The 26,634-nt window shown below is 71.2% G+C and carries 25 protein-coding genes; 16 read left to right on the top strand and 9 right to left on the bottom strand.

Annotated elements, in window-relative coordinates; all coding sequences use genetic code 11:
- Window positions 1-386 precede the first annotated feature (386 nt).
- Complete coding sequence (locus Dvina_RS37465; protein WP_223094254.1) at window positions 387-1,898, top strand: arabinofuranosidase catalytic domain-containing protein; 1,512 nt, start codon at window positions 387-389, stop codon at window positions 1,896-1,898.
- Window positions 1,899-2,059: 161 nt separating this feature from the next.
- Here the strand turns inward: Dvina_RS37465 and Dvina_RS37470 are convergent, their stop codons facing one another.
- The 5 genes from Dvina_RS37470 to Dvina_RS37490 all read right to left on the bottom strand — a co-directional run bounded on the left by Dvina_RS37470 (window position 2,060) and on the right by Dvina_RS37490 (window position 6,003).
- Entirely contained in the window at window positions 2,060-2,248 is a 189-nt protein-coding gene (locus tag Dvina_RS37470) for a hypothetical protein (protein ID WP_223094256.1), read from the bottom strand.
- Entirely contained in the window at window positions 2,245-2,646 is a 402-nt protein-coding gene (locus tag Dvina_RS37475; protein ID WP_223094258.1) for a hypothetical protein, read from the bottom strand. The genes Dvina_RS37470 and Dvina_RS37475 overlap by 4 nt, the downstream gene beginning before the upstream one ends.
- Before the next feature lie 28 nt (window positions 2,647-2,674).
- A complete protein-coding gene (locus tag Dvina_RS37480; RefSeq protein WP_223094260.1) occupies window positions 2,675-3,064 on the bottom strand; it encodes a 3'-5' exonuclease in 390 nt (129 codons plus the stop codon).
- Window positions 3,065-3,436: 372 nt separating this feature from the next.
- The gene (locus Dvina_RS37485) at window positions 3,437-4,072 is read right to left on the bottom strand and encodes a response regulator (RefSeq protein ID WP_246656633.1); all 636 of its coding nucleotides are present in this window, start codon (window positions 4,070-4,072) and stop codon (window positions 3,437-3,439) included.
- Window positions 4,072-6,003 (bottom strand): sensor histidine kinase, encoded by a 1,932-nt coding sequence (locus tag Dvina_RS37490; protein WP_223094264.1) that lies wholly within the window; start codon window positions 6,001-6,003, stop codon window positions 4,072-4,074. The genes Dvina_RS37485 and Dvina_RS37490 overlap by 1 nt, the downstream gene beginning before the upstream one ends.
- Before the next feature lie 107 nt (window positions 6,004-6,110).
- Here Dvina_RS37490 and Dvina_RS37495 point away from each other — a divergent pair, with 107 nt between their 5' ends.
- From Dvina_RS37495 to Dvina_RS37505, 3 genes are all read left to right on the top strand, one after another.
- A complete protein-coding gene (locus Dvina_RS37495) occupies window positions 6,111-6,668 on the top strand; it encodes a hypothetical protein (protein ID WP_223094266.1) in 558 nt (185 codons plus the stop codon).
- Window positions 6,669-6,888: 220 nt separating this feature from the next.
- On the top strand, window positions 6,889-7,278 hold the full coding sequence (locus Dvina_RS37500; protein ID WP_223094268.1) for a hypothetical protein: 390 nt from the start codon (window positions 6,889-6,891) through the stop codon (window positions 7,276-7,278).
- Between the two features lie 446 nt (window positions 7,279-7,724).
- Window positions 7,725-9,932, top strand: a complete 2,208-nt coding sequence (locus Dvina_RS37505; RefSeq protein WP_223094270.1) for a ricin-type beta-trefoil lectin domain protein — start codon at window positions 7,725-7,727, stop codon at window positions 9,930-9,932.
- Window positions 9,933-10,114: 182 nt separating this feature from the next.
- Here Dvina_RS37505 and Dvina_RS37510 read toward each other — a convergent pair whose 3' ends face one another.
- The 3 genes from Dvina_RS37510 to Dvina_RS37520 form a co-directional block, all read right to left on the bottom strand.
- Window positions 10,115-11,680 (bottom strand): methyl-accepting chemotaxis protein, encoded by a 1,566-nt coding sequence (locus Dvina_RS37510; protein ID WP_223094272.1) that lies wholly within the window; start codon window positions 11,678-11,680, stop codon window positions 10,115-10,117.
- 333 nt (window positions 11,681-12,013) lie between these two features.
- Window positions 12,014-13,579 (bottom strand): IS1096 element passenger TnpR family protein, encoded by a 1,566-nt coding sequence (locus Dvina_RS37515; protein ID WP_223094274.1) that lies wholly within the window; start codon window positions 13,577-13,579, stop codon window positions 12,014-12,016.
- 339 nt (window positions 13,580-13,918) lie between these two features.
- The gene (locus Dvina_RS37520; protein WP_223094276.1) at window positions 13,919-15,037 is read right to left on the bottom strand and encodes a baeRF3 domain-containing protein; all 1,119 of its coding nucleotides are present in this window, start codon (window positions 15,035-15,037) and stop codon (window positions 13,919-13,921) included.
- A 145-nt stretch (window positions 15,038-15,182) separates the two neighbouring features.
- On the opposite strand from Dvina_RS37520, the gene Dvina_RS37525 reads away from it, so the two are divergent.
- From Dvina_RS37525 to Dvina_RS37580, 12 genes are all read left to right on the top strand, one after another.
- Entirely contained in the window at window positions 15,183-15,908 is a 726-nt protein-coding gene (locus Dvina_RS37525; protein ID WP_223094278.1) for a response regulator transcription factor, read from the top strand.
- Entirely contained in the window at window positions 15,905-16,990 is a 1,086-nt protein-coding gene (locus tag Dvina_RS37530) for a sensor histidine kinase (protein WP_223094280.1), read from the top strand. The genes Dvina_RS37525 and Dvina_RS37530 overlap by 4 nt, the downstream gene beginning before the upstream one ends.
- 113 nt (window positions 16,991-17,103) lie before the next feature.
- Window positions 17,104-17,595 carry a YflT domain-containing protein gene (locus tag Dvina_RS37535; protein WP_246655577.1) on the top strand — a complete coding sequence of 164 codons (492 nt, stop codon included), beginning with the start codon at window positions 17,104-17,106 and terminating at the stop codon, window positions 17,593-17,595.
- A 49-nt stretch (window positions 17,596-17,644) separates the two neighbouring features.
- Window positions 17,645-18,595 carry a TerC family protein gene (locus tag Dvina_RS37540; protein WP_223094282.1) on the top strand — a complete coding sequence of 317 codons (951 nt, stop codon included), beginning with the start codon at window positions 17,645-17,647 and terminating at the stop codon, window positions 18,593-18,595.
- 187 nt (window positions 18,596-18,782) lie between these two features.
- Window positions 18,783-19,094, top strand: coding sequence for a calcium-binding protein (locus tag Dvina_RS37545; RefSeq protein WP_223094284.1), 312 nt, complete (start codon window positions 18,783-18,785; stop codon window positions 19,092-19,094).
- Between the two features lie 4 nt (window positions 19,095-19,098).
- Window positions 19,099-19,977 carry a hypothetical protein gene (locus tag Dvina_RS37550; RefSeq protein ID WP_246655578.1) on the top strand — a complete coding sequence of 293 codons (879 nt, stop codon included), beginning with the start codon at window positions 19,099-19,101 and terminating at the stop codon, window positions 19,975-19,977.
- 313 nt (window positions 19,978-20,290) lie between these two features.
- Window positions 20,291-20,530 (top strand): hypothetical protein, encoded by a 240-nt coding sequence (locus Dvina_RS37555; RefSeq protein ID WP_223094286.1) that lies wholly within the window; start codon window positions 20,291-20,293, stop codon window positions 20,528-20,530.
- An 899-nt stretch (window positions 20,531-21,429) separates the two neighbouring features.
- Complete coding sequence (locus Dvina_RS37560) at window positions 21,430-21,693, top strand: acyl carrier protein (RefSeq protein ID WP_223094289.1); 264 nt, start codon at window positions 21,430-21,432, stop codon at window positions 21,691-21,693.
- A gap of 2 nt (window positions 21,694-21,695) precedes the next feature.
- A complete protein-coding gene (locus Dvina_RS37565) occupies window positions 21,696-22,841 on the top strand; it encodes a beta-ketoacyl-[acyl-carrier-protein] synthase family protein (protein WP_223094294.1) in 1,146 nt (381 codons plus the stop codon).
- Window positions 22,838-23,344 (top strand): hypothetical protein, encoded by a 507-nt coding sequence (locus Dvina_RS37570; protein ID WP_223094296.1) that lies wholly within the window; start codon window positions 22,838-22,840, stop codon window positions 23,342-23,344. The genes Dvina_RS37565 and Dvina_RS37570 overlap by 4 nt, the downstream gene beginning before the upstream one ends.
- Window positions 23,341-24,708: a class I adenylate-forming enzyme family protein gene (locus Dvina_RS37575; RefSeq protein WP_223094298.1), complete on the top strand. Its 1,368-nt coding sequence runs from the start codon at window positions 23,341-23,343 to the stop codon at window positions 24,706-24,708. Before Dvina_RS37570 ends, Dvina_RS37575 begins: the two co-directional genes overlap by 4 nt.
- 8 nt (window positions 24,709-24,716) lie before the next feature.
- On the top strand, window positions 24,717-25,265 hold the full coding sequence (locus tag Dvina_RS37580) for a DUF1697 domain-containing protein (RefSeq protein ID WP_223094300.1): 549 nt from the start codon (window positions 24,717-24,719) through the stop codon (window positions 25,263-25,265).
- Here Dvina_RS37580 and Dvina_RS37585 read toward each other — a convergent pair whose 3' ends face one another.
- Window positions 25,266-26,591 (bottom strand): cation:proton antiporter, encoded by a 1,326-nt coding sequence (locus tag Dvina_RS37585; protein ID WP_246655579.1) that lies wholly within the window; start codon window positions 26,589-26,591, stop codon window positions 25,266-25,268.
- Window positions 26,592-26,634 lie beyond the last annotated feature (43 nt).

Genomic DNA, 26,634 nt, shown 5'->3' on the forward strand with positions numbered 1-26,634 from the left:
CGGTCAGCATCGGGTGGGCGCAGGGAACCGGCGAGGGCGGGCCGGGCCCGGACCCGGCAGGGTGTCCCATTCGCCGAGCACAGTGTCGGACCGGCGTGTTCTCGGCGGCGGCGTCGGGCTGGTCACGCAGGGCGACCGACACCGCGTCACGAAACTTTCACGGCGCTGACCAGGGCGGATGAGATTTTTCGCCCGTTTCCGTAATCGCGAACGCTGTCTGGCCATCTTCAGAACCGATCAGCCAATCCCGGCCGTGGCCCGCCTTGCTCCGGGTTCGGGGCAGCCCACAGCGGGGTGGTGATCACACAGCGACTAGCGAGTAGGGGTCGGCACACATGAAACGTCTCGTCACAAGGCCCAGGGTAGGCGTCGCCATCGCGGCGATCGTGACTGTTCCGATCGCGGTGATCGCGGTGACGGCCTGGCCGTCGCAGGCAGCGACGGCTCCGACGGGTGGTGGTGTCTACACGCTGGCCAGTGGGGCCAGTGGAAAGTGCATCGATGTCGTCGGCGCGTCGACGGCGAACAGTGCGCTGCTTGTCCAGACGGCGTGCAACGTGGCGGCGGCCGACCAGCAGTGGAGGGCGGTGGCGCAGGCGTCTGGTCGGTTCAATCTGGCTAACGGCAACGGTGGCCGGTGTATCGACGTGCCGAGTTCGTCGACGGCGTCGGGGGTGCAGCTGCAGCAGTACGGTTGCGGCGACGGCACGAAGGTCAACCAGTTGTGGACGTTCACCGCCTCCGCGGTGGCGGCCGGGAAGTACGTGATCAAGAGCGTCGCGACCGGGTTGTGTGTCAGCGACAAGGACGGGTCCACGGCGGGCAACAACCCGATCGTGCAGGAAACCTGCTCGGACATCGCCCGGATGCAATGGTCGTTCAACTACGTGAGCGGCTCCACCAGCGCACCCACCACGAGCACGGGAACCCGGCAGCCGTGTGACATCTACGCGGCCGGTGGCACCCCGTGCGTGGCCGCGCACAGCACCACCCGGGCGCTGTACGCCGCATACAGCGGGAATCTCTACCAGGTCAAGCGGGCCTCGGACAGCACCACGAAGAACATCACGCCGCTGGCCGCGGGTGGGGTGGCCAACGCCGCCGCGCAGGACTCGTTCTGCGCCGGTACGACCTGTCTGATCACCATCATTTACGACCAGTCGGGCAAGGGTAACCATCTCAAGCAGGCGCCCCCTGGCCGCTTCTCCGGCCCCGCCGCGGGCGGCTACGACAATCTCGCGACCGCGACCGCGGCGCCGATCACGGTCGGCGGGCACAAGGCGTACGGCGTGTACGTCGTTCCTGGCGTCGGATACCGCAACAACGCCACCACTGGCATCGCGACAGGCGATCAGCCAGAGGGCCTGTACTCCATCTTCGACGGGACGCACTACAACGGTGGCTGCTGCATGGACTACGGCAACGCCGAGACCAACGGCATGGACAACGGCAACGGCACCATGGAAGCCGTCTACTTCGGCAACAACACGAGCTGGGGCTCCGGCGCCGGGTCCGGGCCGTGGGTGCAGGCCGACCTGGAGAACGGACTCTTCGGCGGGGCGCAGCAGTTCGGCAACGCGAACAACCCGACCCACACGGACCGGTTCCTGACCGCGATCGTCAAGGGCAAGGCGAACAACTTCGCCATCCGCGCCGCCAACGCCCAGTCTGGGAGCCTGTCGACCCACTACAACGGGGTCCGGCCATACATCGGCCTGCGCGTCAGCGGGAGCTACAACCCGATGCGCAAGGAAGGAGCGATCATCCTCGGCACCGGTGGTGACAACAGCATCCAGGGAGCCGGCACCTGGTACGAGGGCGCGATGACCTCCGGCTATCCGACGGACGCCACCGAGAACGCCGTGCAGGCGAACATCGTCGCCGCCGCCTACAAGTAGACCAACCCTTGCCAGGCTGTGAGGGATTCCCATGTCTCAATCACAGGCAGTCCGTCTCCGGAGATCCAACCGATGGCGGTTGGTCGGCGGGGTGGGCGTTGTGTTGGCCTACGATCCTCGTCGGGGTTAAACCGAACTCGGTTCAACCCCGATCACGGCGGTCAATACACGAGGCCGGGGTACAGCATCGCAGCCTCGATCAGCCGATCATCTGGCGCTGCGGTGGCCGGGTCACGCGCGCACAGCAGCCCGGCCAGCACCACGGCAGCCGGTCCGAGCGCACCGGCTTCGGCGAGCGACCTCGCGAAGACGACACAGCTCTCGAGTGTCGTGTGCACAGCGGTGGTCATGTGGGCACCGCCCCGGCGGGCATCGTCTGATCGGCTACATCGTGCCGATCGGCGGCGGGCGGCGGGTACGGGCAGTCGGGAAGGTGCTGGGCGGGTGTGCGGGTCCGTGGGCTGGGCCGGGTCCGCAGGTTGTCGTGCGCTGTCGGCGTTGCGGTGGGGGCGCCCGGCTCGGTGGCGATCATGGCGTACAGGTCGTCGCTGATCCAGTGCAGGAACTGCCCGATCAGGCAACCGGGGCAGGCGTCGGGTTGGTCCAGCCACGCGCGGCCGATGGCGCTGGCCAGGGCGAGCCCGACGCCGGGGCCGTTGCCGGCGTGGACGGTGGCGGTGAGGTTGGCCTGCCCGATGGCGCACGGCCACGGCGTTGCACAGGTCGCGCAGCGCCAGTCCCGCCGCACCGGCTGATGATCCGCCAGCAGCCGCGCGTCAGCTTCTGGGTGTCCAGGAGCGCTGCGGGCGTGATCGTTGGGCAGCGGCGGTGCAGCAGCCGCCAGTCGACGCCCACATTGTGTCCGACCAGGATCCGGCCGTTGAGCCGGGCTGCGAGATCTGGCTCAACGGCGGCGCTTCGGCGAGCATCTGATCGGTGAGCCCCGGTGAGATCCACGGCCGCTGTGGGACGGGCCGGCCAGGGTTGACCAGGGTGGTGTAGGCGGTGGTGGTGTCGGGGACGCCGTCGACCAGCCGGATCGCGGCGACCTCAAGAATGGCCTCGTTATCGCGGTCCTGGGCGCCGGCGCCTTCGAGGTCGACTGCGACGAGCGGTGCGGCCCGCCACGGCCTGGTCAGCCACGACTCGATGGTGACGTTGTCCACGAAAGTCCCCCACAGGTGAGCCGGTGGTGGTGCGGTCGTCCTCATAGCGGGCGGCCAGCGCCAGCTCGGCTTTGGCGGCTTCCACGGCGGCCGGTTCAGTCGCGTCGATCCTATGGCCGTGCAGGGAGTGTCCGTGGGCGCCGGTGAAGTGTGGCGAGTCGACGTTCCAGAGCTGGTAGCCCGGGAGGTGCTGGATCGGGGTGACGTGGGCGACGAAGCCCGGATGCCCGAGCTGCCGCACCAGGACGGGTCGTAATTGGACCTGGCATGATCGACGGAATCCCAGAGGCAGCTACTTTGCGCACTCATGCCGAGTCGAGCACGCCAGCGAGATGAGTGCGGGCTCCGGATCGCCGTTGCGAAAGGCGTTTTCTAAGCCCGCAGCAATGTAAGGACAGCCAGCACGCGGCGGTGCTCCCGTTCGTGCTGGACCAGTCCGAGCTTGATGAAGATCGCCGTGACGTGCGCCTCGACGGTCTTGATCGCCAGGTGGAGGTCGGCGGCGACGGCGGCGTTGGACAGGCCTTGGGCCATGAGGGCGAGCACGGCGCGCTCCCGGTCGGTGAGCTCGTCGAGGGCATCCCGCTCGCGGCGCCGGGCGACCAGCCGGGCAACGAGTTCGGGGTCGATGACGGTTTCGCCGCGGGCCACCTTCCGCACGTCGGTGCCGAACGCGGCAAGGTCGGAGACGCGGTCCTTGAGCAGGTAGCCCACGCCTCCATCGAACTCGGTCATAAGCCGCATGGCGTGGTGGACTTCGACGTATTGCGAGAGCAGCATCAGGCCCGTGGTCGGCGCCATCGCGCGGATCGCGGCCGCGGTGTCGATGCCCTCGGCCGAGAAGTCGGGCGGCATGCGCAGGTCGATCACGGCGACGTCTGGCGGGTCGGCGCGCACGAGGTTGAGCAGCGCCGCACCGTTGCCGGCCTGCCCGGTCACGGTGAATCCGTCGTCGGTGAGGATGCGGGCCATGCCTTCGCGGAAGAGTACGGCGTCGTCGGCGAGCATCACCCGCACGGGATCACCGTCCTCAGTCGCGTGCCGGCTGGGCCGCTGTCGACGGTCAGACGGGCGTCGAGCGTCGCGAGCCGGTCGGCGAGCCCTTCCAGCCCGCTGCCCGCCCGCACCGCCGCGCCGCCGCAGCCGTCGTCGGACACCTCGGTGATCAGGCTGGCCCCGACGAGGGCAACCCGGACCGTGACGGCGTCGGCGCCGGAGTGCTTGGCGGCGTTGGTCAGCCCCTCGCTGACCACGAAGTACGCCGTTGACTCGACCTCGGCCGACAGCCGCCGCGACACCGACACGGTCAGCCGCACCGGCAGCGGCGACCGGTCGGCGAGGAAGCCGATCGCGGCCTCGAGCCCGTCCTGGGTCAGCACGGCCGGGTGCAGCCCGCGGGCCATTTCGCGCAGCTCCGCGGTGGCCTCGAGCAACTGCCGGCGTACGGTTTCGGCGCGCGCCGCGACCTCGGCGGCGCCGAGCGTCTTGGCCAGCCGTACCACCCCGCCGAGCTCCATCGCGACGGTCACCAGTCGCTGCTGGGCGCCGTCGTGCAGGTCGCGCTCGAGCCGCCGACGGGCGGCGTCACCGGCCGCGACCAGTCGCTGAGCGGTCGCCCGCAGCTCCAGGACGAGCCCCGCCTGGGCGGCCAGGTCGCCGACCAGGCGCTGCTCGCCAATCGACAGCGGGTCGCCCGGAGCTTTCGTCACGGTGATCGCGCCGCGGAGCCGGCCGTCGTGGCGTACCGGCACCGCCGACAGATCGGCCAGCGTCCGAGCACCTGGCGGGAGGGGGGTCGTGGTGGGCCAGACGGATACGGCCCGCAGCCCATCGACGGTGCCGGTCCAGAGCATCACCTCACGCGCTCCGACGGCGTCGGCGACGGTTGCGCAGATGCCGTCGAGCAACCCACCGGCAGGGGCGGTGAAGTGCGCCGACAACCGGGCCAGCGCCTCGTAGGGCGTGGCCCGCCGTCCGTAGACGACCCGGTCGGCCAGCCGCTGCACGCGCCGGCGCAGCGGCTCGAAGGCGACCGCCACGAGACCGGTGGCCAGCAACGACAGCAGCGTGCCGTACCCGTTGACGAGGCGGCCGACGCCGGTCGCCACGACGGCGTAGCCCAGGGTGACAAGCGTCGCCATCGCGCCGAAGACCAGCGACTTGTTGATCACAGGGTCGATGTCGTAGAGGCGGTACCGCAGGATCGCGGCGCCGGCCGCCACGGCGAGCAGCGGCACCGTCAACGCCCCGGGAACCGGCGATCCCCACACCGCCAGGCCGAGCACCATCACCGCGGCGGACACCGTCGCCGCATAGAGGAACCAGCGAAGTTGACGGGCCTCGTCGCCGTGGGCCCGCCGGACCCGCACCGCCACGCAGGCCACCCAGGTCAGCTGGAACAGCAGGTAGCCGATCGGACGGGCGACGCCGTAGAACGCGTCGGCGGTCGGCAACCCTGGAAGGTCGAGCGGGTGACCGGCGACCAGGCCGGTGCGGCCGTACTCGACCGGCCACAGCGCCGAGGCCACCGACAGGACGAACCCCACGGCGGCGAGGACGCCGACGACCGGCACCCATCCGCGCGCCGGGAGCCGGCCGGTCGGGAAGCACATCACCGCCACGCCGACCAGCACCAGCACCAGCGGAAGCGGCCAGACCCCGACCCAGCCGATCCAGGAGGCGCCCGGCAGCGGGCCCGGGTGCAGGCCGTACTGCCGGCCAGCGAACATCACCGCGTGGCTGGCGCCGACCGCGACGAACAGCCAACCCTCCCGGCTGCCGGGGCGGCGACGGACCACGTACAGCCCGACCGCACTGAACGACGCGGCGATGAGCCCGTTGTGCAGGTTGCCGACGTGCAGACCCAGCGCGAAACCAGCAACGACCAGCGCCGCGGTCGCCACACCCACCGTCCAGCCCAGCACCGCTCCCCGGCTCACATCCGTATAGTGCCAGCACCGAAGTGCGGTGTGACCAGGGTTAACCCTCCAATTGTCGAGGGTCGGCTCCGATGTCCGGCCGGGCCGAGGCGACGACGATGCCAGCCATGACTTCCACGCCTTTGGAGCGCCTGCTCACCGGGTCGCTCGTCGTCGCGCCTGCCGTGTATCTGATCGCCGACCTCCTGTACGCGACCCGCGGCTGGGACGACCCCACCGCCGCCGTGGTCCACGTCCTCGCCGCGGTCGGCTACACCCTCGTCATGATTCGCCTCGTGACGATCGGTAACGGTGTTCTGGCTGCGTTGCTGCTCGTGGTCGGCGCATTCGGCGCGGCCGGCGACGTCGCGTACGGGTTCAACACCATTCACGTCTCATTGGGCGATACCGACCTGGTCGACGCGACAGGTGCGGCCGTGCTGATCAAGCCGCTGGGCCTGTGCTTCCCACTCACGCTGCTCCTCGGCGCCGCCGTCCTGCGGAGGATCGCGCGGACCTGGACCGTCGCGCTCCTCGCGGTGAGCGCGATCGCCTGGCCGGTAGCCCACATCGCCAACATCGGCTGGCTCGCTGTGGCGGTCAACGCCATGCTCGTCGCGGTGTTCGGCGCCGTCGCCGTCGCCCTCCACCGCACCTCCGACCCGGTTCCGGCGTCAGCCGGCTAGGGCCCAGCCTCGGGTGCCTGGTAGCTGGCGATCGGCCGGCGAAGTCGGACCGTCCGGTTGCGGCGCCTGCCGCGCGCATCGCGACACCCAGAGAGGCCGCTTCGTGACCCTGTGACCGATCGGTGCTGGCGAAACGGAGGTCCGGCAGCGCACACTCGACCTGTCCAGCGATCGGCGCCGCCGAGATCGACTTCCGTGCAGTGCAGTTGGGATGGCATGCGTGAGGCGCACCGCGGCACAGTACGGCATCACCGAAGACACCTGGGCCACCGCCAAGCAGCAGGTCCGCAGCGTAATCCTGCGCGCGGCGTACGAACGCCGCATGACGTGGCACGCGGAGATCGCCGACCGGGTCGACGCCGTCAGCCTCGACCCGGCGTCGTCGCTGATCAACGACCTGCTCGCCGCGGTGTTCGCGGACGAGTACGCCACCGGCGGGCCGGCGCTGACGTCCATCGTCACCGTCAGCTACGGCGACCTCGAGCCCAACTCGGCCTTCTACACCTCGGCTCGCGACCTCGGGTACCGGTTCACCGAACCGTTCACGTTCTGGACCGAGGAGGTCCACAAGGTCTTCGCCGAGCACGGGCGGCCCGAAGGTCGCCGCTGACATTGCCGGACGACGGGTCGTACGGCCGGTAGCCACGTGAGTGTTTCAGCCCGCCACTCGCAATTTCTGCGGAGCGACCCCACCTGGCTCACCTCGCCGGGCCTTTGGGCCAGTGGCGCCGCCGGTAGCAGCGCCGCTGCTCGCTGACCGGTGCTCTTCGGGCGGGCCGACGGCCTGTGCGTAAAGGTGCTGCGGTCGCCCATCGTCGTTCCACGGCCGACGGGTGCCTCGCTTCGCCGCCAGGCCCGCGCGGGACGTCACCCATGGTGATCGAGTCGTCGTCAGGCCGGCAAGGCCCGCCAGTACAGGAAAGCGCTCTCCGGGCCGGGGTCCATTACGGCCCCTTGACGAGCGTTCACATCGACGTAACACTTCACCTACTCGCTGAGAGCGCTCTCACCCGCCCTCGACGCGCCCGGCGAGCACATCCCGAAAGCAGGCTGCCCATGCGTCCGAAACCACGCACCGTACGACGTCTTCTCCTGGCCGCGACGGCGCTGGCCGTCGTCGCGCTCGGCCTCGCCGGACAACTCGGATCGGCCTCCGGCGCCGTCACCGGCAACCCCATCATCGGCCCGGCCGGCAAGTGTGTGGACATCTCCGGTGACGACACCGGCGTGAACGGCACCGCGGCCCAGCTCTGGGACTGCCAGGCGGCCGCCGCCGACCAGCACTGGACGTGGAGCGGCACCGCGCTGACCGCCATCGGCCGCTGCCTCGACATCACCAGCGGCGGCACCGCGAACGGCACCCAGCTCCAGCTGTGGGACTGCAACGGCACCGGGGCCCAGCAGTGGGTGACGCAGGCCGACGGCTCGATCAAGAACCCGCAGTCCGGCCGGTGCATGGACTCCCCGGGCGGGGCCACCGCCAACGGGACCCGTCTGCAGATCTGGGACTGCAACGGTACCGGCGCGCAGAAGTTTTCCATCACCACCACGACACCGCCGGCGACGGGCACCTGCCCGACCTACTCCGACACCCCGGACTTCGGCGCGAACGTACACATCTACGACCACTCGATGAGCGACGCCGCCATTCAGGCGTCCCTCGACTCGGTCTTCAACGCGCAGAAGGACACCCAGTCGGCGCAGTTCGGCACCCGCCGCGACGCGCTGGTGTTCAAGCCGAGCACGACCCCCTACGCCGTCGGCGCGAACATCGGCTTCAACACGTCGATCCTCGGCCTCGGCCAGAACCCGGACGACACGCGCATCAACGGCGCCGTCACGGTCGACGCGTTCAACGCCAGCGACGCCGGCAACGCCACCCAGAACTTCTGGCGCTCCGCGGAGAACCTGTCGGTCAACACCCTCGGCGGCACCAACCGCTGGGCCGTTGCGCAGGCCGCACCGTATCGCCGGATCCACGTCCTCGGCGGGCTCAACCTGTTCCCGGCCAGCTACGGCTGGGCCAGCGGCGGCTACATCTCCGACTCCAAGGTCGACGGCAACGTCGAATCCGCCTCCCAGCAGCAGTGGTACACCAAGGACAGCACCCTGGGCAGCTGGAGCGGCTCGAACTGGAACATGGTCTTCTCCGGGACCAACGGCGCACCGGCGCAGAACTTCAACACCGCCGCGGCCGGTCCGCGCTTCACAACGCTCGGCACCACACCGGTCTCCCGTGACGTGCCCTACCTTTACATCGACGGCGCCGGCAAGTACCGCGTGTTCCTGCCCTCGCTGCGCACCAACGCCTCCGGGCCGAGCTGGGCCGGCGGCTCCACCCCGGGCACCTCGGTGCCGATGAGCACGTTCTTCGTCGCCAAGCCGACCGACTCGGCCGCGACGATCAACACCGCGCTCGCCAACGGCTGCAACGTCTTCTTCACGCCCGGCATCTACCACGTCAACCAGACGCTGCACGTGACCAAGGCCAACACAGTCGTGCTCGGCATCGGCTACCCGACGATCATCCCCGACGGCGGCGTCAACGCGATGGACGTCGCCGACGTCGACGGCGTGCGGCTCAAAGGCCTGCTCTTCGACGCCGGCACCACCAACAGCGACACGCTGCTGAAGGTCGGCCCGGCGAAGACCGGCGTGGCCCACGCGAGCAACCCGGCGACGGTCCAGGACGTGTTCTTCCGCATCGGCGGCATGGTCGCCGGCAAGGCCACGAACAGCCTGGTCGTCAACACCAACAACACGATCATCGACCACACCTGGGCCTGGCGCGCCGACCACGGCAGCGGCATCGGCTGGACGACGAACACCGCTGACAACGGCCTCACCGTCAACGGCGACAACGTCCTGGCGACCGGCCTGTTCGTCGAGCACTACCAGAAGAACGAGGTGGTCTGGAACGGCGCCAACGGCCGGATCATCTTCTTCCAGAACGAGATGCCGTACGACCCGCCGAACCAGGCGGCCTGGATGAACGGTACGACGCAGGGCTACCCGGCCATCAAGGTGGCCGCGGGCGTCACGACCTTCGAGGCGTGGGGTCTGGGCAGCTACTGCTACTTCAACGTCAACCCGGCCGTGGTCTCCGCCCGGGCGTTCGAGGTGCCCGCAGTGGCCGGCGTGAAGTTCCACGACATGGCGGTCGTCTCCCTCGGCGGCGTCGGCACCGTCAGCCACGTCATCAACAACACTGGCGCCGCGGCGAACTCGAGCAACAACAACGTGTACCTGGTCAACTTCCCGTAACCACCACCGCACCGCGACACCGCGGCGGCCGGCCCGGCGCATCGGGCCGGCCGCCGTCGTGTGCCGCCGGCAGAATGCCAGACCCGGGACGTGGACAGCTGACCGTTTGTACCGCTGCCACCCGCCGACGCACCGGATCACGACAGGGCGCCGCCGGCGGATGTACGCGCGGCGCTCGATGGTCAAGAGGTCAGTTGGAAGCGGGTCACGATGGACTGCAGGTTCATGGCGGTCGTGGCCAGGTCCTGGGCCGCGCGCTGGGTCTGCGCGGCGGTCGTGGTCGCCTGCTGAGAGGTGCTCGTGACGGCGGCGACGCGGGTGGCGATGTCGGTGGTACGGTCGGCGGCCCGCCCGGCCCGGTCGGTGATGTCCCGGGTGGCGGCGGACTGGGTGCCGACCGCCACGGAGATGCGCTGCTGGATGTCGGCGATCTGGTTGATGGTGCCGGCGATGCCGTCGATCACGGCGGAGGCGGCCGAGCCGTCGGCCTGCAGCGAGGCGATCTGGCGGGCGATGTCCTCGGTGGCGGTCGCGGTCTCCCGGGCGAGGTCCTTGACCTCGCCGGCGACGACGGCGAAGCCCTTGCCGAGTTCACCGGCCCGGGCCGCCTCGATGGTGGCGTTGAGGGCGAGAAGGTTCGTCTGCTCGGCGATGGCGGCGATGACCTTGGCGACCTGACCGATCTGGTCGGTGGAGGCGGCGAGCTTGGTGACCGTGATGTTGGCCCCTTCCGCGGCACTGACGGCGGTGGCGACGACCGCACTGGCGGCCTCGGCGTTGCGGGCGATCTCGTTGATCGAGGTGTGCATCTGGCCGGTGCCGTGGGCGATGCCCTGCACGTCGTCGCCGACCTGGGCGGCACTGCCGGATGCGGCCTGCGCCTCAGTGGCGACCTGGGCGGCGTCGGTGGCGACCTGTCGGCTGACCCCGCTGAGGTGCTGAGCCGCCCCGGACAGCGCCGCGGCCTCCTGCGAGATCTGGTGCAGTGCCTGCCCGACCCGATCCACGGTGTCGTTGACCGCGGTGGCCATCTGGCCGAGGTCATCGCCGGATCTGACGGTGAGCCGTCCGGTGAAGTCGCCGCCGGCGACGCGTTCGAGCAGCTGCTTGGTGGTGCGGATGGGGGTGGCGATCACGCGGGCGACGAGGACGGTGATGGCCCCGACGACCAGCGCTGAGAGCACGGTTGCCATGACGATGACGATCTTCGTCCGGCGTGCGCTCGAGTCGGCCGCCGAGACATTGCGGGCCGCAGCGCCGGACAGTGCGGACTTGACCGCGTCGCTGCGTTGGTCGAAATCGTCCCAGTGCTGCTGGACCCGGTCGAACGTGTCCTGGGACACCGGGCCGGACGTTCGGGCGAGGGCGGCTGCGTCGTCGAGCACCGGGTTGATGGTCGCGATGAACGCCGTCATGTGCGCGGCGAACTCGGCACCGAGCCCGACGTCCGGCTGGAGGGCGCCGAGTTGCTCATGGAGCTCGCCGGCGTGCTCGGTCAGCTGCGCGATCACCTCGCTGTGCCGGTCGTCGGCCAGCGGGTTGAGCAGGATGCTGGCGTCTGCCAGCACCACCGAGGCGGTGTGCTGCGTGTCGATCACCGCCGACAGGGTGCTGCCCACCACAAACGCGTGGGTGGCGTCGCGGGCGGAACTGGTGGCCTGGGTGAAGCCGATAACACCCACGGCGACGGCCGCGATGATCGACAATGCACCGACCGCGGTCAGGCGCCGCCCGATGGTCCAATTCACGATGTGCCTCACTGTCGACGGCGTGTCCGACCCCATCGGCAGCTGCCCGGCCGACATGAGTTGAAGCCACCAGCCGACCGCCGGCTGATGTGCCTGCCCCTCGACGCCAGCTGCGCTGTTCACGCCCGATGGGCGGTGCGACCCGGCCGGCGCCGCACGGACCGTTTTGAAGGTCCGCCGGCGCTGCCGCGGACAGGTCCGCCTCCGCATCGCGGAGTCGCCGCGGATCGGTGATCCCGAACCGGTCCCGTAAGACGCAGGAAACCGGGTCGGCGTACCGATCGACAGTCATGCGGCGGTAAGCGTTGCCGCCCGCGGTTCGAACCAGTTGTGCTACACGCCGAGCAGCGCCGCCAGCCGTCGGTTGATCGTGTCGATGTCGAACGCCGTCGTACCCTCGCCGTCCTCGGGATGCCAGTCCTCGATCGGCGCGTCACCTCGGCCGTCGATACACGTGATGGCATCAGCGGCGTCCGGCTCCTCCGACTCGTCGATCTTCTCGACGAGGATCCGGTGCTCCCAGCAGTCACCCAAGTCGTAGACGTACGTCATCGTGGCGCCTTCGCGGGGCATGGCCTTGGCCAGCCGTACATCCGTCTCGTCTTCACAACCGTCGAGCGCGATGTCCGGGTCGCTGTAACGTCGCCGGTCGGCCTCGAACGTGTGCAGATGATCGTCGTCCCAGTCGAAGGCGGCCTGGATCGCGTGGTGCAGGACGTCGAGCGGGATCGACGCCGGCACGCGCAGCCGCCGCCACACAGGCGGCGTGACGCCGGACAGGACGATCTTCAGCTGGTACACCCGCTGCGGCGGGCGCCCGGCGGCAGCCAGCGCAGCGCGGAGAGCGGGCGCGCCCGGATGGCCGCTGGCGTCCACGACCGCCGGGCCGCCGAAGTCCTGCACGAGGTGGTACCGCTCCTCGGGGTCCTCGACGGCGAGCGCGTACTCCACCGCCAACCACGACCGGTCCGCTTCGCTCGGCTCCCACTGCTCCTCCGCCGCATCCCAGGTGGCCAGGGCAGCGCGGGCGTGCGCGGCGAGCATCGGCCGTTCGAGCGCCGCCTGCCACGCCGGGCGCATCGCCTCACCGAGCGCGCCGACCAGATCGACCCCGGCGAGCCGGGCCGCCGGCGTCCCAACCTCTGCCGCGCTCAGCACCTCCGCGACGGCCTCGTCGATGTCCCGACCCACGAGCCAGCGCCGCGCCTGGCGCAGCGCGTCCTGCTCGGACAGCGATGCCAGCATGGTCAGCAGCTCGGATGCCGGCAGGTCCGGCGTGACCGGCGGTGGCGTGGCCGCCGCGAAGCGCCGGCTCGCCCACCGACCCAGAGCCGTCAGCCGCGCCGCGGCGTCCACCGCCCCGAACTCGGCCAGCACCTCCAGCCCGCCGTCGACGGGCATCACCCCGCGGCGGAACGCCTCGAAGACCGCACCGAACTGCCACAGGTCCGCTGTCTTTAGCCGTTCCTCCACCCTGTCCTCGAGCTCGTCGAGCGGTGGCTCGTCCTCCAGGACGGCCAGCAGCGTCCGGCACAGCACGACCGCACCCTCGCCGCGACGATCGTGAGATTCCGCCCGCAGTACCGCAAGCAGCGCCGTCCACCACGCCTCCAGCTCATCGCCGGCCGGGCCGGCCGTCGCCGCCACCCGGGCCGCGCCGATCGCGATGAGCCCCACGGCCTGGGCCGCGACCCACGGCCGGTGCAGCACCTCGACATCGGCGGCGGTGCGCGCCTTCGGTGGCGCCTCCACACCCATCGCCGCCGCCGTAGCCGGAATGTCGACCGGCCGGAGCACCCCTTTCGCGGTCACCGGCCGTCCCGCGCCCACCCAACCGGCCAGCAGCCGGGCCCGGACCATGATCGTGCAGTTGACGGCATCCATGCGTGCAGTGGTCATCCCGCGTCCCGATCAGCGCTCGATCAACGGTGTGAGGTACCGCAACATCGTGCCATCGACCGTGGCGACGTCACGCAGCCGGTCGCGGCGGTTCAGTCGGGATCCGCGACTACGCGATCCTGATGCTGGTGGCGCGGCTCGGGTCGCGGTCGATCGAGGTGTCCAGGGCGCGGCTCAATGATGTCGATTGGCGCTGCGGTGAGATCGTCGTTCGGGCACGGGCCGGCGCGAGGACCTGCTCCCGCTGGCGGACAGGTCAGCCCGCCGGACCCGGACGGGCGGTCGCGCTGGCCGGGCGCGCGGCCGGCCGGGCCGCCTCAGGTTCCGGCCGCAAGGGCCTTACGGACGCGTGCTGAGCGCGACGCCCTGGTGCTGCTCGAGGATGCCTGGCCGGGTGAAGGCGATCCAGCCACCGCGGGTGAGGACGAGTTCGATGAGCTCGTCGACCGCGTCGTCGATGACGTCGGGGTGCTCGATGTCGTCGGCGGGGATGAGCGTGTCGCCGTCGTCGGAGAGGCGGGCCGGATAGAACAGCGTCTCGTCGACGATGAGCATCTCGGGCCGGCCGGTACGGGCGGCGAGCCAGGCGGCGGGCATCCCGGTGGCGACCCGCCCGGCGCTGAAGCGCTTGTCGAGCAGGGCGAGGGCCTCGTGCTCGCGGCGGTGCAGGTAGGCGTCGATCGTGGCACGGATGCGGCCGGCCAGCTCGGTGGCGCCGGTGGCGGTCAGGTTGCCGCGCACGGTACCCGCCAGCCGCCCGCAGTTGACCGAGACGCGCTGGAACGCGCTGGTGGCCCGCTCATCACCGACCAGCACCAGCGGCGCCGGGTGCAGGCGCAGGTAGGCGCCGAGAGCCGCGTCGACCTGCCGGTAGAAGTCCGCGGCGTCGGCCGCCCTGGTGGGCCGGTCGGCGCGGCCGCGGCCACGACCGGGGGTGCGCGACGCCCGGTACATCGGAAAGGCGCTGGTCAGGGCGGGCAGCATGGTGTCGGCGGCGGCGTCGAACAGCCGGGCGTGGCCGGCGTTGAACGCCAGGACGAGGTGGCGTGGGGTGCGATGCAGCGCTCGCACCAGGTCGCGGGTGGCGAAGGTCGGATCGACCACGGCCCGGTCCCGCACCGCGATCGGCAGCCGGATCAGCGACTCGGCACTGGCGGAGGCGTAGACGGCCAGGCCGTGGGCCGCAGGTCCGCGCCGGGCCTGCTCGACGAGGCGGTGCAGGCGGCGGATCGCCGGCAGCGCGGCCTCCGGCTGCAGTTCGTCGTCCAGCCGGTCGACGGCCGAGGCGGCCAGCGCATCGAGCCGCAGCGCGTCGGCGCGGGTCAGGACCGCCGCCGGGGTGGTGGACAGCAACAACGACACGGCCGGATACTCGCGGACCTGCTGCAGGGCGGTGACCTGCGCCGCAGCCGGAATGCCGGCGTACGCGGGGGCGGGTGTGGCGCTCGTGGACGGCATGGCGGTCCTCCGCTTCGTCGGTACGGCCCGGCGTCGACGATGCCGCGCCGGCAGCACCAACGATTCGCGCCGTCCGTGCAGACCAGGGCGGGTGGTCCATGAAGAAGCCATGAAGACGGCCGGGCCGGGTGCGGACACTGGGAGGATGGACAGCGATGCGAGCCCGGGTCCGGCCGCGCGGGTACTGGTCGTGGAGGACGACCAGCACCTCGCCCACCTCGTCAGCCGATACCTGCAGCGGGACGACTTCGAGGTCGAGCACGCCGGTGACGGCGCCGCCGCGGTGACCCACGCGCGCCGGTTCGCGCCGGACGTGGTGATCCTCGACATCGGCCTGCCGGGCATCGACGGGCTGGAGGTGTGCCGGCGGCTGCGGCAGTTCACCGACTGCTACATCATCATGCTCACCGCCCGCGACGACGAGATCGACAAGCTGGTCGGGCTGACCGTAGGGGCCGACGACTACCTCACCAAGCCCTTCAGCCACCGGGAGCTCGTCGCCCGGGTCAAGGTGCTGCTGCGCCGGCCACGCCGGCCACACCCGGCCGCCTCGCCCGCGATCCCGCCCGCGGTCACGGTCGGTGCGCTGCGCATCGACCCGGCGGCCCGGGAGGTGCATCTCCACGATCGCCTGATCCCGCTCACGCCGACCGAGTTCGACCTGCTGATCACCCTCGCGACGCACCGGGCGATGGTCCTGTCCCGACGCCAGCTCGTCGACGCCGTGTGGGGCCCGGCCTGGGTCGGGGACGAGCGCATGATCGACGTGCACATCCGCAACCTGCGCCGCAAACTCGGCGACGACGCCACCACGCCGAAGTACATCCGCACGATCCGCGGCGCCGGCTACCGCATCGGCACCGGGCAATGACCGCGGCCCGCCGGCGCATCACGCTGCGGACCCGCCTCGTCCTGGGCAACCTGCTGCTCGTCGTCACGGCGCTGGGCGTCACCTGGACCATCGTCGCCGTCTCGGGGCCACCGCTGTTCCGCCGGTACGTCGAACAGGTGCGACCGCTGCCCACCGACGTGCTGGACCGCGCCGAAGCGGCGTTCCACGTCGTCAACCTGGTCGAGGTCGTGCTCGCCGTCACGATCGCGTTCCTGCTGACCGTCGCGCTGAGCGTGCTCGTCACCCGGCCCATCGGCCGGGCCGTCGCCGCCATGGCCGCCGCCGCCGGCCGCCTCAGCACCGGGGACTACACGGCCCGGCTGGCCACCCACCCCACCATCGACGAGTTCACCGCCCTCGCCACCGCCATCAACTCGATGGCCGGCACCATCCAGCAGACCGAGGCCACCCGCCGGCGCATGCTCGCCGACCTCGCCCACGAGCTGCGCACGCCGCTGGCCACCATCGACGGATACCTCGAGGCCATCCAGGACGGCATCGAAACCGCCGATGCGCCCACCCTCGCCATCCTGCGCAACCAGGTCAGGAAACTCACGGCCCTCGCCGGCGACATCAGCGCCATCTCCGCCGCCGAGGAAGGCCGGCTCCACCTGGCCCTGCGACCCACCTCACTCAACACCGTCATCGACGACGCCACCGGCGCCCTGCAGCCCGCCTATGCCGCCAAAAGTGTGGCCCTCACCGTCGAGGCACGGGCTGAGGTGCAGGTCAACGGCGATCCGGTCCGCCTCGAACAGGTCATCACCAACCTGCTCACCAACGCCCTGAGCCACACCCCGGCCGCCGGTCGCGTCGCCGTCGAGCTCACCGCCGATACCGCCGGCGCCCACATCCGGGTGACCGACACGGGCGCCGGCATTCCCGCCCACCACCTGCCCCATGTGTTCGAGCGCTTCTACCGCGCCCACCGGGACAGCCACGGATCGGGGATCGGCCTCACCATCAGCCGCGCCATCATCACCGCCCACGCCGGCACCATCACCATCAGCTCGGCCGGCCCCGGGCAGGGCACCACCGCCCGCATCACCCTGCCCCGCTAGCCGCACCCGTCTTCATGGTTTCTTCACGCCGCGTGCGGCCCGCTCTGCATCGGCGAGCCCGACCGTTGGTGCAGTACCGCTGAGGCACCACCAACGAGCAGGGAGGACGTCCTATGCTGCCGATCGATCAGCGCCAGCTCCACCAGGTCACCATGGCGTGGAACACGGTGGCCCGCTACGACGACTACGCCAGCGCTCAGGCGGCGGTGGACCGCCTGTCCGACGACGGGTTCCCGGTCGGCCAGCTGAGCATCATCGGCTCCGACCTGCGCCTCGTCGAGCAGGTCACCGGCCGGCTGACCAAGGCGAAGGCGGCACTGTCCGGCGCGGCCAGCGGCGCCTGGTTCGGTCTGCTCATCGGCGTGCTGCTCGGCCTGTTCGCCACCGGGTCCGGCTGGCTGGCCATGGTCGGCGTCGGCGTCGCCTTCGGCGCCCTGTGGGGGGCGGCGTTCGGGTTCCTCGCCCACGCGATGACCGGCGGCCGGCGCGACTTCAGCGCCGTACGGTCCCTGGCCGCCGCCCACTACGACGTGATCGCCGGCAGCGCCCACGTCGACCGGGCCCGGGTGATGCTCGGCCAGGCCGGGCTGCTCCCGCGCGACTGACCTGCGGTCCGCCGCGCCGGATTCGAGCAACGACGATGGAGCGCGATTCATGAACGTGCCGTTCTGGATGTGGGCCGCCGTGGTGGCCGGGATCCTGGCCATGCTCGCCGTGGACCTGCTCGCCCACCGCCGCCCGCATGAGGTGAAGCCGCGTGAGGCCGCCACGTGGAGCATCGTGTGGCTCAGCCTCGGCTTGGGGTTCGGGCTGCTGGTGTGGGCCGGCTGGGGCGCCGGGCGGGCCGGCGAGTACTACGCCGGCTTCCTGATCGAGAAGAGCCTCGCGGTCGACAACGTGTTCGTCTTCGCACTCATCTTCACCGCGTTCGCCGTCCCCCGCGCGTACCAGCACCGCGTCCTGTTCTACGGGGTGGTCGGCGCACTGATCATGCGAGCGGTGTTCATCGCCGCCGGCGCCGCACTGATCACCAGGTTCCACTGGGTGCTGTACGCATTCGGCGCGCTGCTGCTCTACACCGCCTGGAAGATGTACCGCACCCGCAACACCCACGCCGACCCCACCACCGGCCGGAGCTGGCGACTGCTCACCCGCGTCATCCCCAGCACCGACGAGTACCACGGCCAGCACTTCCTGATCCGCCAGGCCGGTCGGTGGCTCGCCACACCACTGCTGCTGGTACTCATCCTCGTCGAGATCACCGACCTGATCTTCGCCGTCGACTCCATCCCCGCCATCTTCGCCGTCACCACCGAACCGTTCCTCGTCTTCACCTCCAACGCCTTCGCCATCCTGGGCCTGCGCGCCCTGTACTTCCTGCTCGCCGACCTCATGCACCGCTTCACCCACCTCAAGACCGGCCTCGCCGTCATCCTCGCCTTCGTCGGCGCCAAGATGCTGCTGATCGACGTCGTGAAGATCCCGATCGGGGTGTCGCTGGGGTTCATCACCGCCGTGCTGGCCGTCAGCATCGTCACCAGCCTCCGCACCAGCACGAACGCGCCACCGACCCCGGCCGCAGACGACACCCGCACACACCGATAGCCGATGACTGACGGCGACGGACCACGCATCCGGCCCTCACCTCGTCGCCGAGCAACGCGGCAAGCCGCGACCAGATGAGCGCAGTACCCGGCGCGGCCCCATGCAGCGGCGGAGGCCGACGAGCCGGCCGAAGGCTCAGCGTATTGCCGGAAGCGATAGGCGTCGGCGGCTCCGGTATCCTCCGCCGATGGCAGCGAAGCGCGACGCGACCCTCGAAGCGATGATCGAAGAGGCCACCGTCGACGCGTACGGCGAAGACGAAGAGCTCACCGGCCTGTTCACCATGCTCGAGGAGCACCTGGCTGTCCCGTTCAGCACCACCGTCCTCGGGGTGGAGGTCACCGTGCGCAAGCTCGACCTGACCGGCGACGCGATCGTGGCGATCTGCTCCCGGGGCCGCGCACGGCAACGCATCGACCTGCTCGACCTGCCGCTGCCCAGCCCCCCACCGGACGGCGCGGTCTGGATCGACGCCTACCGGTACTGGGCCGGCCGGTGAGCCGGTGAGCGAATACCAGTACTACGAGTTCACCGCGCTCGACCAGGCGCTGACCGCGCGGCAGCAGAGCGAGCTGCGGTCGTTGTCCACCCGAGCCGACATCACCGCCACCAGCTTCGTCAACACCTACGAATGGGGCGACTTCAAGGGCGACCCGCGCACGCTGATGGAGCGGTACTTCGACGCCCACCTGTACCTGGCGAACTGGGGCACCCGGCGGCTCATGCTGCGGCTGCCGAAAGCCGTTCTCGACCCGGCGACCACCGCCGAATACTGCGTCGGGGACAGCGCGTTCGCCTGGACCAGCGGCAAGCACCTCATCGTCTGCCTCAACCGCGAGGACGAAGACGGTACCGACGAATGGGACATCGACGGGCACGGCATCCTCGGCTCGGTCATCCCCGCGCGGTCCGACCTCGCCGCCGGCGACCTTCGCCTGCTCTACCTCGGCTGGCTACGTTGCGCCCAATCCGGAGAACTCCGCGACGACGAACCCGAGCCCGCGGTCCCGGCCGGTCTGGGCACCCTGAGCGCCTCACTGACCGCCGCCGCCGACTTCTTGTGCATCGACCCCGACCTCATCGCCGCCGCGGCCGACCGTTCCGCGGCGACCGACGCCAGCGAGCCGACCGACGCGCAACTGCGGCAATGGGTCACCGCACTGCCCGCGGGCGACAAAGACGCGATCCTCGCCGCCCTCATCACCGGCACGGACAGGCAACTTCGCGGGCAACTGCTGCGCCGGTACCGCACCGAGCATCCACCGCGCCCGACGACCCCCGCACGCACCGCCGGGCAACTGCTCAGCGCTGCCGCGGACCGGCGAGCCGAACGTGAGCATCAGCTCGCCGCACGCCAGGAACGCGACCGGATCCGACAATAACGATCCGCGGCGGCCGAACGGCAGCGCCACCTCGACGCAGTCGCCGCCGACCAGGCATCCGCCTGGCAACACGTCGACGCCCTCATCGCCACGAAGAAGCCACGCGAGTACGACACCGCCGTCCAACTGCTCGTCGACCTCCGCGACGTCGCCCAACGCAACGGCGACCCGGCACCGTTCCACCGGCTCCTGACAGCCCTCCGAGCGGCACACGCCCGCAAGCCAAGCCTGCTCGAACGCCTCGAACTGGCCGGACTCGACGGCTGACACCACCCGGCCCACCGCGGCACACGCCCAGGCCAACCTCCACGCCGTGCTGCAGCTCGTCGCGGCCGGACGGCTGCGGTACAGCGAAACCACCCGCCGCCCGGCCGCATCGACCGTCGCCGCGGTCCTCGACGGCGGCGACTGCTACCCGGGCGAGCCCATCGTGCCAGGACGGCCGGGCAGCTCGGCCGGGCGGTGCCGGCGGCTGACGCCGGCGCTGTCGACGAACGTGCACACCGAGTCGGCCGGGAAAGGGTCACCCCCGGCCGGGGATAGCCCCCCGTAGGGATATTTCGGGGTTGACCCGGGTTGCCGGTCATGGGCTCCTACCAGGCTGGTTAGGTGCCGTTGGGGCACGGTTGATCACCGGTGTGGCGGTAGGGGGTACGCCCGGGGGTACGCCCGCCGGTCTGCCTGCCCTGACGCCTGCCCGTTGCGGTCGGCTGGGCTCCGGAGGCTGGCGGCGCAGCCGATGCGGTGCCGGCACGAGGCGGCGCGTCGTGGGCTGCGTGTGGGTGGCGGCGCTGAGGTCCCAAGGCTCAGAACCAACGCGGCGCCGCGTCGGGAGGGCCGGTGCACTACATCCCAGCGCGCCGCCGGTCCAGGCGCCCGGACCGGCGGCGCACCTCGGCCCGGACCGGGCGGCGTGGACAACCGATCCGGTCGCCCTGCGGACGTACGGTGAAGCGGCGGTTCGTCGTTTTGGACTGTGGCCCGGACATGTGCGGTCCAACCGTTCGCGCGCCAGTTGGAAGCTCCCAGGCATGGCTGAGGTTTGTTGGGTGCGGGCTCGTCGGGTCGGCGGCGCCGTTGGGTGATACCGCCCCAACACGGTTGGGTAGCACTACCCAACACCGTTGGGTGACACCGCTCAACCCGATACGGCCGGCACGGAACTCCGTTGGGTTGCTCGCCCGCCACCACCCAACCGAAACTCGGCCGCGCGGGCGTGGCGCTCTGCTCGGCCACCGGACCACTCGACACCGCCGCGCCGGCCGGCCGGATGGTGGTGCAGATGCTCGCCGTGTTCGCTCCGACGACCACCTGCCCACCTGCGTCGGCCGGTCGAGCTCGCATCGGGTTCGGTGAGGTCGGTGGCGGGCTCTGCTCAATTGTGACCAGCCGGGGGTGGCGGGGACGGGGACGCTGGGAGGACGCTGCCGGCCGAACGAAAGGCGCCTGGAAATGGATGTCATCGAGTCCGTGAAGGACATTCTCGCGTCCGAGATCTATGTCGAGGTACCGGTGTCGCGAATGGGGCTCGACGACAGCCTGCGCGACGTCTTCGGGCTCGACTCGCTCGGGTTCGTCGAGTTGCGGGTGCAGTGTCAGGTCCGGTTCGGGATCGACATCAGCAACGACGACTTCACGCCGGAGAACTTCAGCACGATCCGGACCGTCGTCGCGCTCGTGGACCGGCTGCTGCCGGCGACCGTGGCCGCGCCGTAGCCGTGGACGACGCGAACCCGGATCCCGGCGAGGTCCTCGTCACGGGGATGGCGTGGACCACCCCACTGGGCTCCACGCTCGACGGGGTCTGGGGCGCGCTGCTCGCCGGCGCGCACGGCCTGCGTGAGCTGCCGTCCCCGCATCCGCTGCGGACCACGCTCGCGGCCACCGTCGAATCGGTGCCGGCGGACCTGTCGCCCTCCGAGCGTCAGTTGCAGCTGGCCGTGGGTACCCTTGCCGAGGCCTTCGACTCGGCCGGGCTGGACCCGCGCGGCCGGGGATGCCGGGTGGTCCTGGGCACGAGCTACGGCCCGTATCTCGACGAGCCCGCCGCCGCGCTCGACGACTGGGCCCGGGCCGCGGCGAACGAGGTCGGCCATCCCCACCGCCCGGTCTGCGTCAGCACCGCCTGCTCGGCCGGGGCGGACAGCATCCTCGTCGCCGCCGAGCTGATCCGCTCCGGGGTCACCGACGTGTGTCTGGCCGGCGGTGTCGACATCGTCACCGCGGCCAAGCGGCTCGGCCACTCCGCGCTCGGCACGATGAGCGAGGACCGGCTGCGGGCCTTCGACGAGCGCCACGACGGGATGGTGCCGGGCGAGGGCGCCGCCTTCCTCGTCCTCGAGTCGGCCGCGTCGGCCCGCCGCCGGGGCGCGACGGCACTCGCCGTGCTGCGCGGCGCCGGCTCGGCGAACGACGCCGCCGGCCTGACCGCGCCCGATCCGTCAGGTGACAGCGTCGTCCTCGCGATCGAACGCAGCCTCAGCGGCCGGTCCGCGGGGGACGTCGCCATCGTCAGTGCGCACGCCACCGGGACACCCCTCAACGACGCCGTCGAGAGCGTGAGCCTGCGCCGGGTATTCGCAAACCAGGGCGACAAGGGGTACCGCCCGCTCGTCTTCGCCACGAAGGGCGCGCTCGGGCACAGCCTCGGGGCAACCGGCGCCATCGAGGCGATCACGGTCATCCTGGCGTTGCGCGACGGGAAGGTACCGCCCGTCTACGGACTCGACGCGCCCATGCCGGACTTCCCGCTGCCCGTCGCGATCGGCGGCCCGGTCGCCTTCGACGGGCGTCTGGGTGCCAGTGTCACGCTCGGCTTCGGCGGCTTCCACACCTGCCTGCTCTTCGAAAGGGTGGGACCATGATCGCATTGGCGTACGGCGAGGCCGACACGGCCGATGCCCGCAACGCCCCGTCGTTCTACGTCGACCCGGCCGGCTGGCTCGTCAACACCGCGGTGTCCGGCGCGCTGCAAACAAGCGGCGCGCTGCAAACAAGCGGTGCGCTGCGAACAAGCGGTGCGCTGCGAACCACGGCGATCGAACCCGACGAGGTAGCGGTGATCGTGGTCAGCGACATCTGTTCGGCAACCACGATGGCGTCGATCGCGGCGAGCGCCGAACGGGGCGTGGTGTCGCCGCTGCGGTTCGCCGGCGCCAATCCCGGTGTCCTGGCCGGCCTGCCCTGCATCCGCGGAAAGCTGCGCGGCCCGAGCCTCACCCTCACCATGCCCCCGGACGAGGGCCTCCCGGTCGCCGCCGTGGTCGCCGCCGGCTGGCTGCGCGACGGCCACGCCCGGCACGTGGTCCTGGCCACGTACGCGATCGAAGCCGGCCGGCCCGTCGCCCGCTGCGCGGTCGTGCGATGACCCCGCTCGAAGCCGCCGACGTCACCCGGCTCCTCGACCGGTCGGTCGACCTCGGCCAGTCCGGACCCGGCCCGGACCTCACCGACGTCATGGCCGACCTGGCCCGGCTGGGTCTGCCGGAGGGCAGCCCGGTCGTCATCGCCATGGCCAACGGCCGGCGACAGCTCACCCACTACTTCGCCGTCCTCCTCACCGGCGCGGTCCCGGTCGCGATCTCCCCGGCGACACCGTCGGCCCGGATCGCCCGGATCGCCGGCGAGCTCGGCGCCGGCGCCGTCATCGCCGCCCGGCTCGAACCCGGCCGCTACGGCACCGCAGCGGTCCGGAAGGTCGGTGACGCGGAGGCGGTGACGCTGCCCCGGCCACGGGTCATCGCCCCGGACCACGTCCTGATGCTCACGTCCGGCACCTCGGGCATGTTCAGCGCCTGCCTGCACCGGCTGGAGTCGCTGACCCGCAACGCCCGGCGCCACGCTGACGCCGTCCACCTTCGCGGCGACGACACCATGCTGGTGAACCTGCCGCTGTACTACTCCTACGCCATCGTCGCGCAGGCGTTCGCGGCGCTCGCCACCGGCGCCCGGCTGGTCATCGCCGGGCCGCCGTTCTCGCCCGTCGACTATCAGGCCGCGCTGCACCGCCACGACGTCACGTCCTCGTCGATCACGCCGACGATCGCGCGGCTGCTGCTGAGCCAGGACCGGCGCCTGCCGGCCACGCTGCGGATGCTGACCGTCGGCGGCGACCGGCTCGACCCGGCGCATGCCGGCGCGCTCAGCGCCCGCCATCCGTGGCTGGAGCTGTATGCGACGTACGGCCTGGCCGAGGCCGGCCCCCGGGTGTCCACGTTGGCCGTCCACGACGAACCCGCCCACCGCCACGGCTCGGTGGGCCTGCCCCTCGCCGGGGTGACGGTCTCGACCCGGCCGGTGCCCGGCCACGCTCCGGCCGGCGAGCTGCTCGTCGCCACCGACACCGCACTCGTCCGCAAGCTCGGATCCACGCAGCGGACCCTCGCCGCGCCGGACGTCATCGCGACCGGCGACCTGTTCGAGCTCGACGACGACGGCTACCTGTACTTCCGCGGCCGACTGTCGGACTTCCTGGTCGTGCGCGGCGAGAAGGTGTCCCTGCACGACGTCCGCCAGTACGTGCAGTCGCTGCCCGAGGTCGTCCGGTGCAGCGTCGTGCGGGCCGCGGCCGACGACGGGTCCGCCGTGTTCGACCTCGACGTCCACGTGGCCACCGAGTCGCCCGACGTGGAGCGCAGCATCCGTCGCGCGCTCGCGGCGTTCCTGCTGCCCGTGGAGCGACCGCGCACGCTCGTGGTGCACCGCGCGGAGCTGGCGACCTTCCAAAAGTAGGATGCACTGTGCCCGAATCGATGCCACACGTCGCGCTGCTGCGGGGTATCAACGTCGGCAGCAGCCGGCGGATCGCCATGCAGCGGTTGCGGGAGATCTTCGCTGAGCTCGGCCACCCGGACGCGGTCACGCACCTGCAGAGCGGCAACGTGATCTTCGGCGCGACCGCCGCCGGGGCCGACGACCTCGCCACCCGCCTGGAAGCGGCCATCGAAGCCGAGTTCCGGCTGCGGGTCCGCGTCCTGGTCCGCAGCCGCGACGACCTCGCCGCGGTGGTGGCCGGCAACCCCATGCCCGAGCGCACCGCAGACCCCGCCCGGCTGCTCGTCGCGTTCCTGTCCGAAGCACCCCTGGTGCACACCACGAACGCGCTCGGCCCGGCCGCGTTCTTCGGCGCCGACTTCGCCGTCCGCGGCCGGGAGACCTACCTGTTCTGCCCCGAGACCGTGAAGATGACCCTGCTCAGCGGGGACGTCTGGGAGAAGAGCCTGGCGGTGACCGCGACCCTGCGCAACTGGAACACGGTCACCCGGCTGGCGAGCATGACGCAGGGCTGATCAGCGACCGTCGGCGACATCCAGGGCCGGGGCCTCCCAGGCGGCGAGCCGCAGGCGCTCGTCGGCGCTCTGCTCGATCCGCGTCATCGCCCAGCGCAGCATCGGCGGGGCCATCACCGAGGTCAGCACGGCGATCAGGACGACGATCGTGTAGGACGCGGTGCTCAGCACCCCGAGCCGCAGCCCCACGGTGGCGACCACGACCTCGATGACCCCGCGCGCGTTGAGCCCGGCGCCGAGCGCGAGACCCTCCCACCGGTTGAGCCGGCTGAGCCGCGCCCCGAGGTACGCCCCGGCGAACTTGCCGAGCGTGGCCAGCAGCAGCATGACCACCCCGGCCAGCAGGACGCCCGGGTCCCGCAGCGCGCCGAGGTCGATGCGCAGGCCGGCACCCGCGAGGAAGATCGGCGCCAGGACCGAGATCGAGATCGTCCGCAGCGGGGCGAGCCGCGCCCGGTCGGCCGGGCGGGCGCCGCTGATCAGGAGGCCGACCACGAACGCCCCGAATACGGCCTCCAGCCCGAGCGCCTGGCCGGCGGCCGCGCCGAGCACGATGAGGACCACCGCTGTCGCCGCGGCCGGGCCGGGGTCCTCCGACCGGCCCGCGATCCGCAACGCCAGGTGTACCGCCGGCCGCCCGGCGACCACTGCGAGCACGACGAACCCGATCAGCAGCGCCGCCGACAGGGCGATGCCGCCGGGTCCGATGCCGGTGAGCACCATGGTGGAGACCAGCGACAGCAGGAACCAGCCGACGACGTCGTCGATCGCGGCGACGGCCAGGGTGAGCTGGCCGAGGTCGCGATGCAGCAGCCGCATGTCGGACAGGGTTTTGGCGATGACCGGGATCGCGCTGACGCACAGCGCGACACCGAGGAAGAGCGCGAACGTGAGGCGGTCGGCCTTCGCCCCGAGCAGCTGCCCGGGCAGGAGCCAGCCGGCGCCGATGCCGAGCGCGAGCGGGACAAGGAGACCGCCGGCGCCGACGCGGGTCACCACGCGTTGGCGTCGCCGGATGAGTTTGAGGTCGAGGTGTGCGCCGGCGATGCCGACCAGCAGCAGGACTGCCAGCTGGCCGACGGCGTCGAGCAGATGGGCCTGGTCAGCGTCGGCCGGCAGCAGCCAGCCGGCGATCCCGGGGGATGCCGAGCCGAACACGGACGGGCCGAGGAGGATGCCGGTGGTCAGCTCGCCCACGACGGCCGGCAGGCCGAACCGCCGGGCCAGCCGGCCCAGACAGAGCGCGACGAGCAGCAGGGTTCCGAGCTGGAGAAGGAAGATCAGCACCTGGTGCTGGGAGAGCGCGGGGGCGATGGCGAGGGTCACGTCCTCGAGGATCAGCCCGGCGTCGGTTCAGGAGATACTCAAA

The sequence above is a fragment of the Dactylosporangium vinaceum genome (assembly GCF_019904175.1).
GTDB lineage: Bacteria > Actinomycetota > Actinomycetes > Mycobacteriales > Micromonosporaceae > Dactylosporangium > Dactylosporangium vinaceum.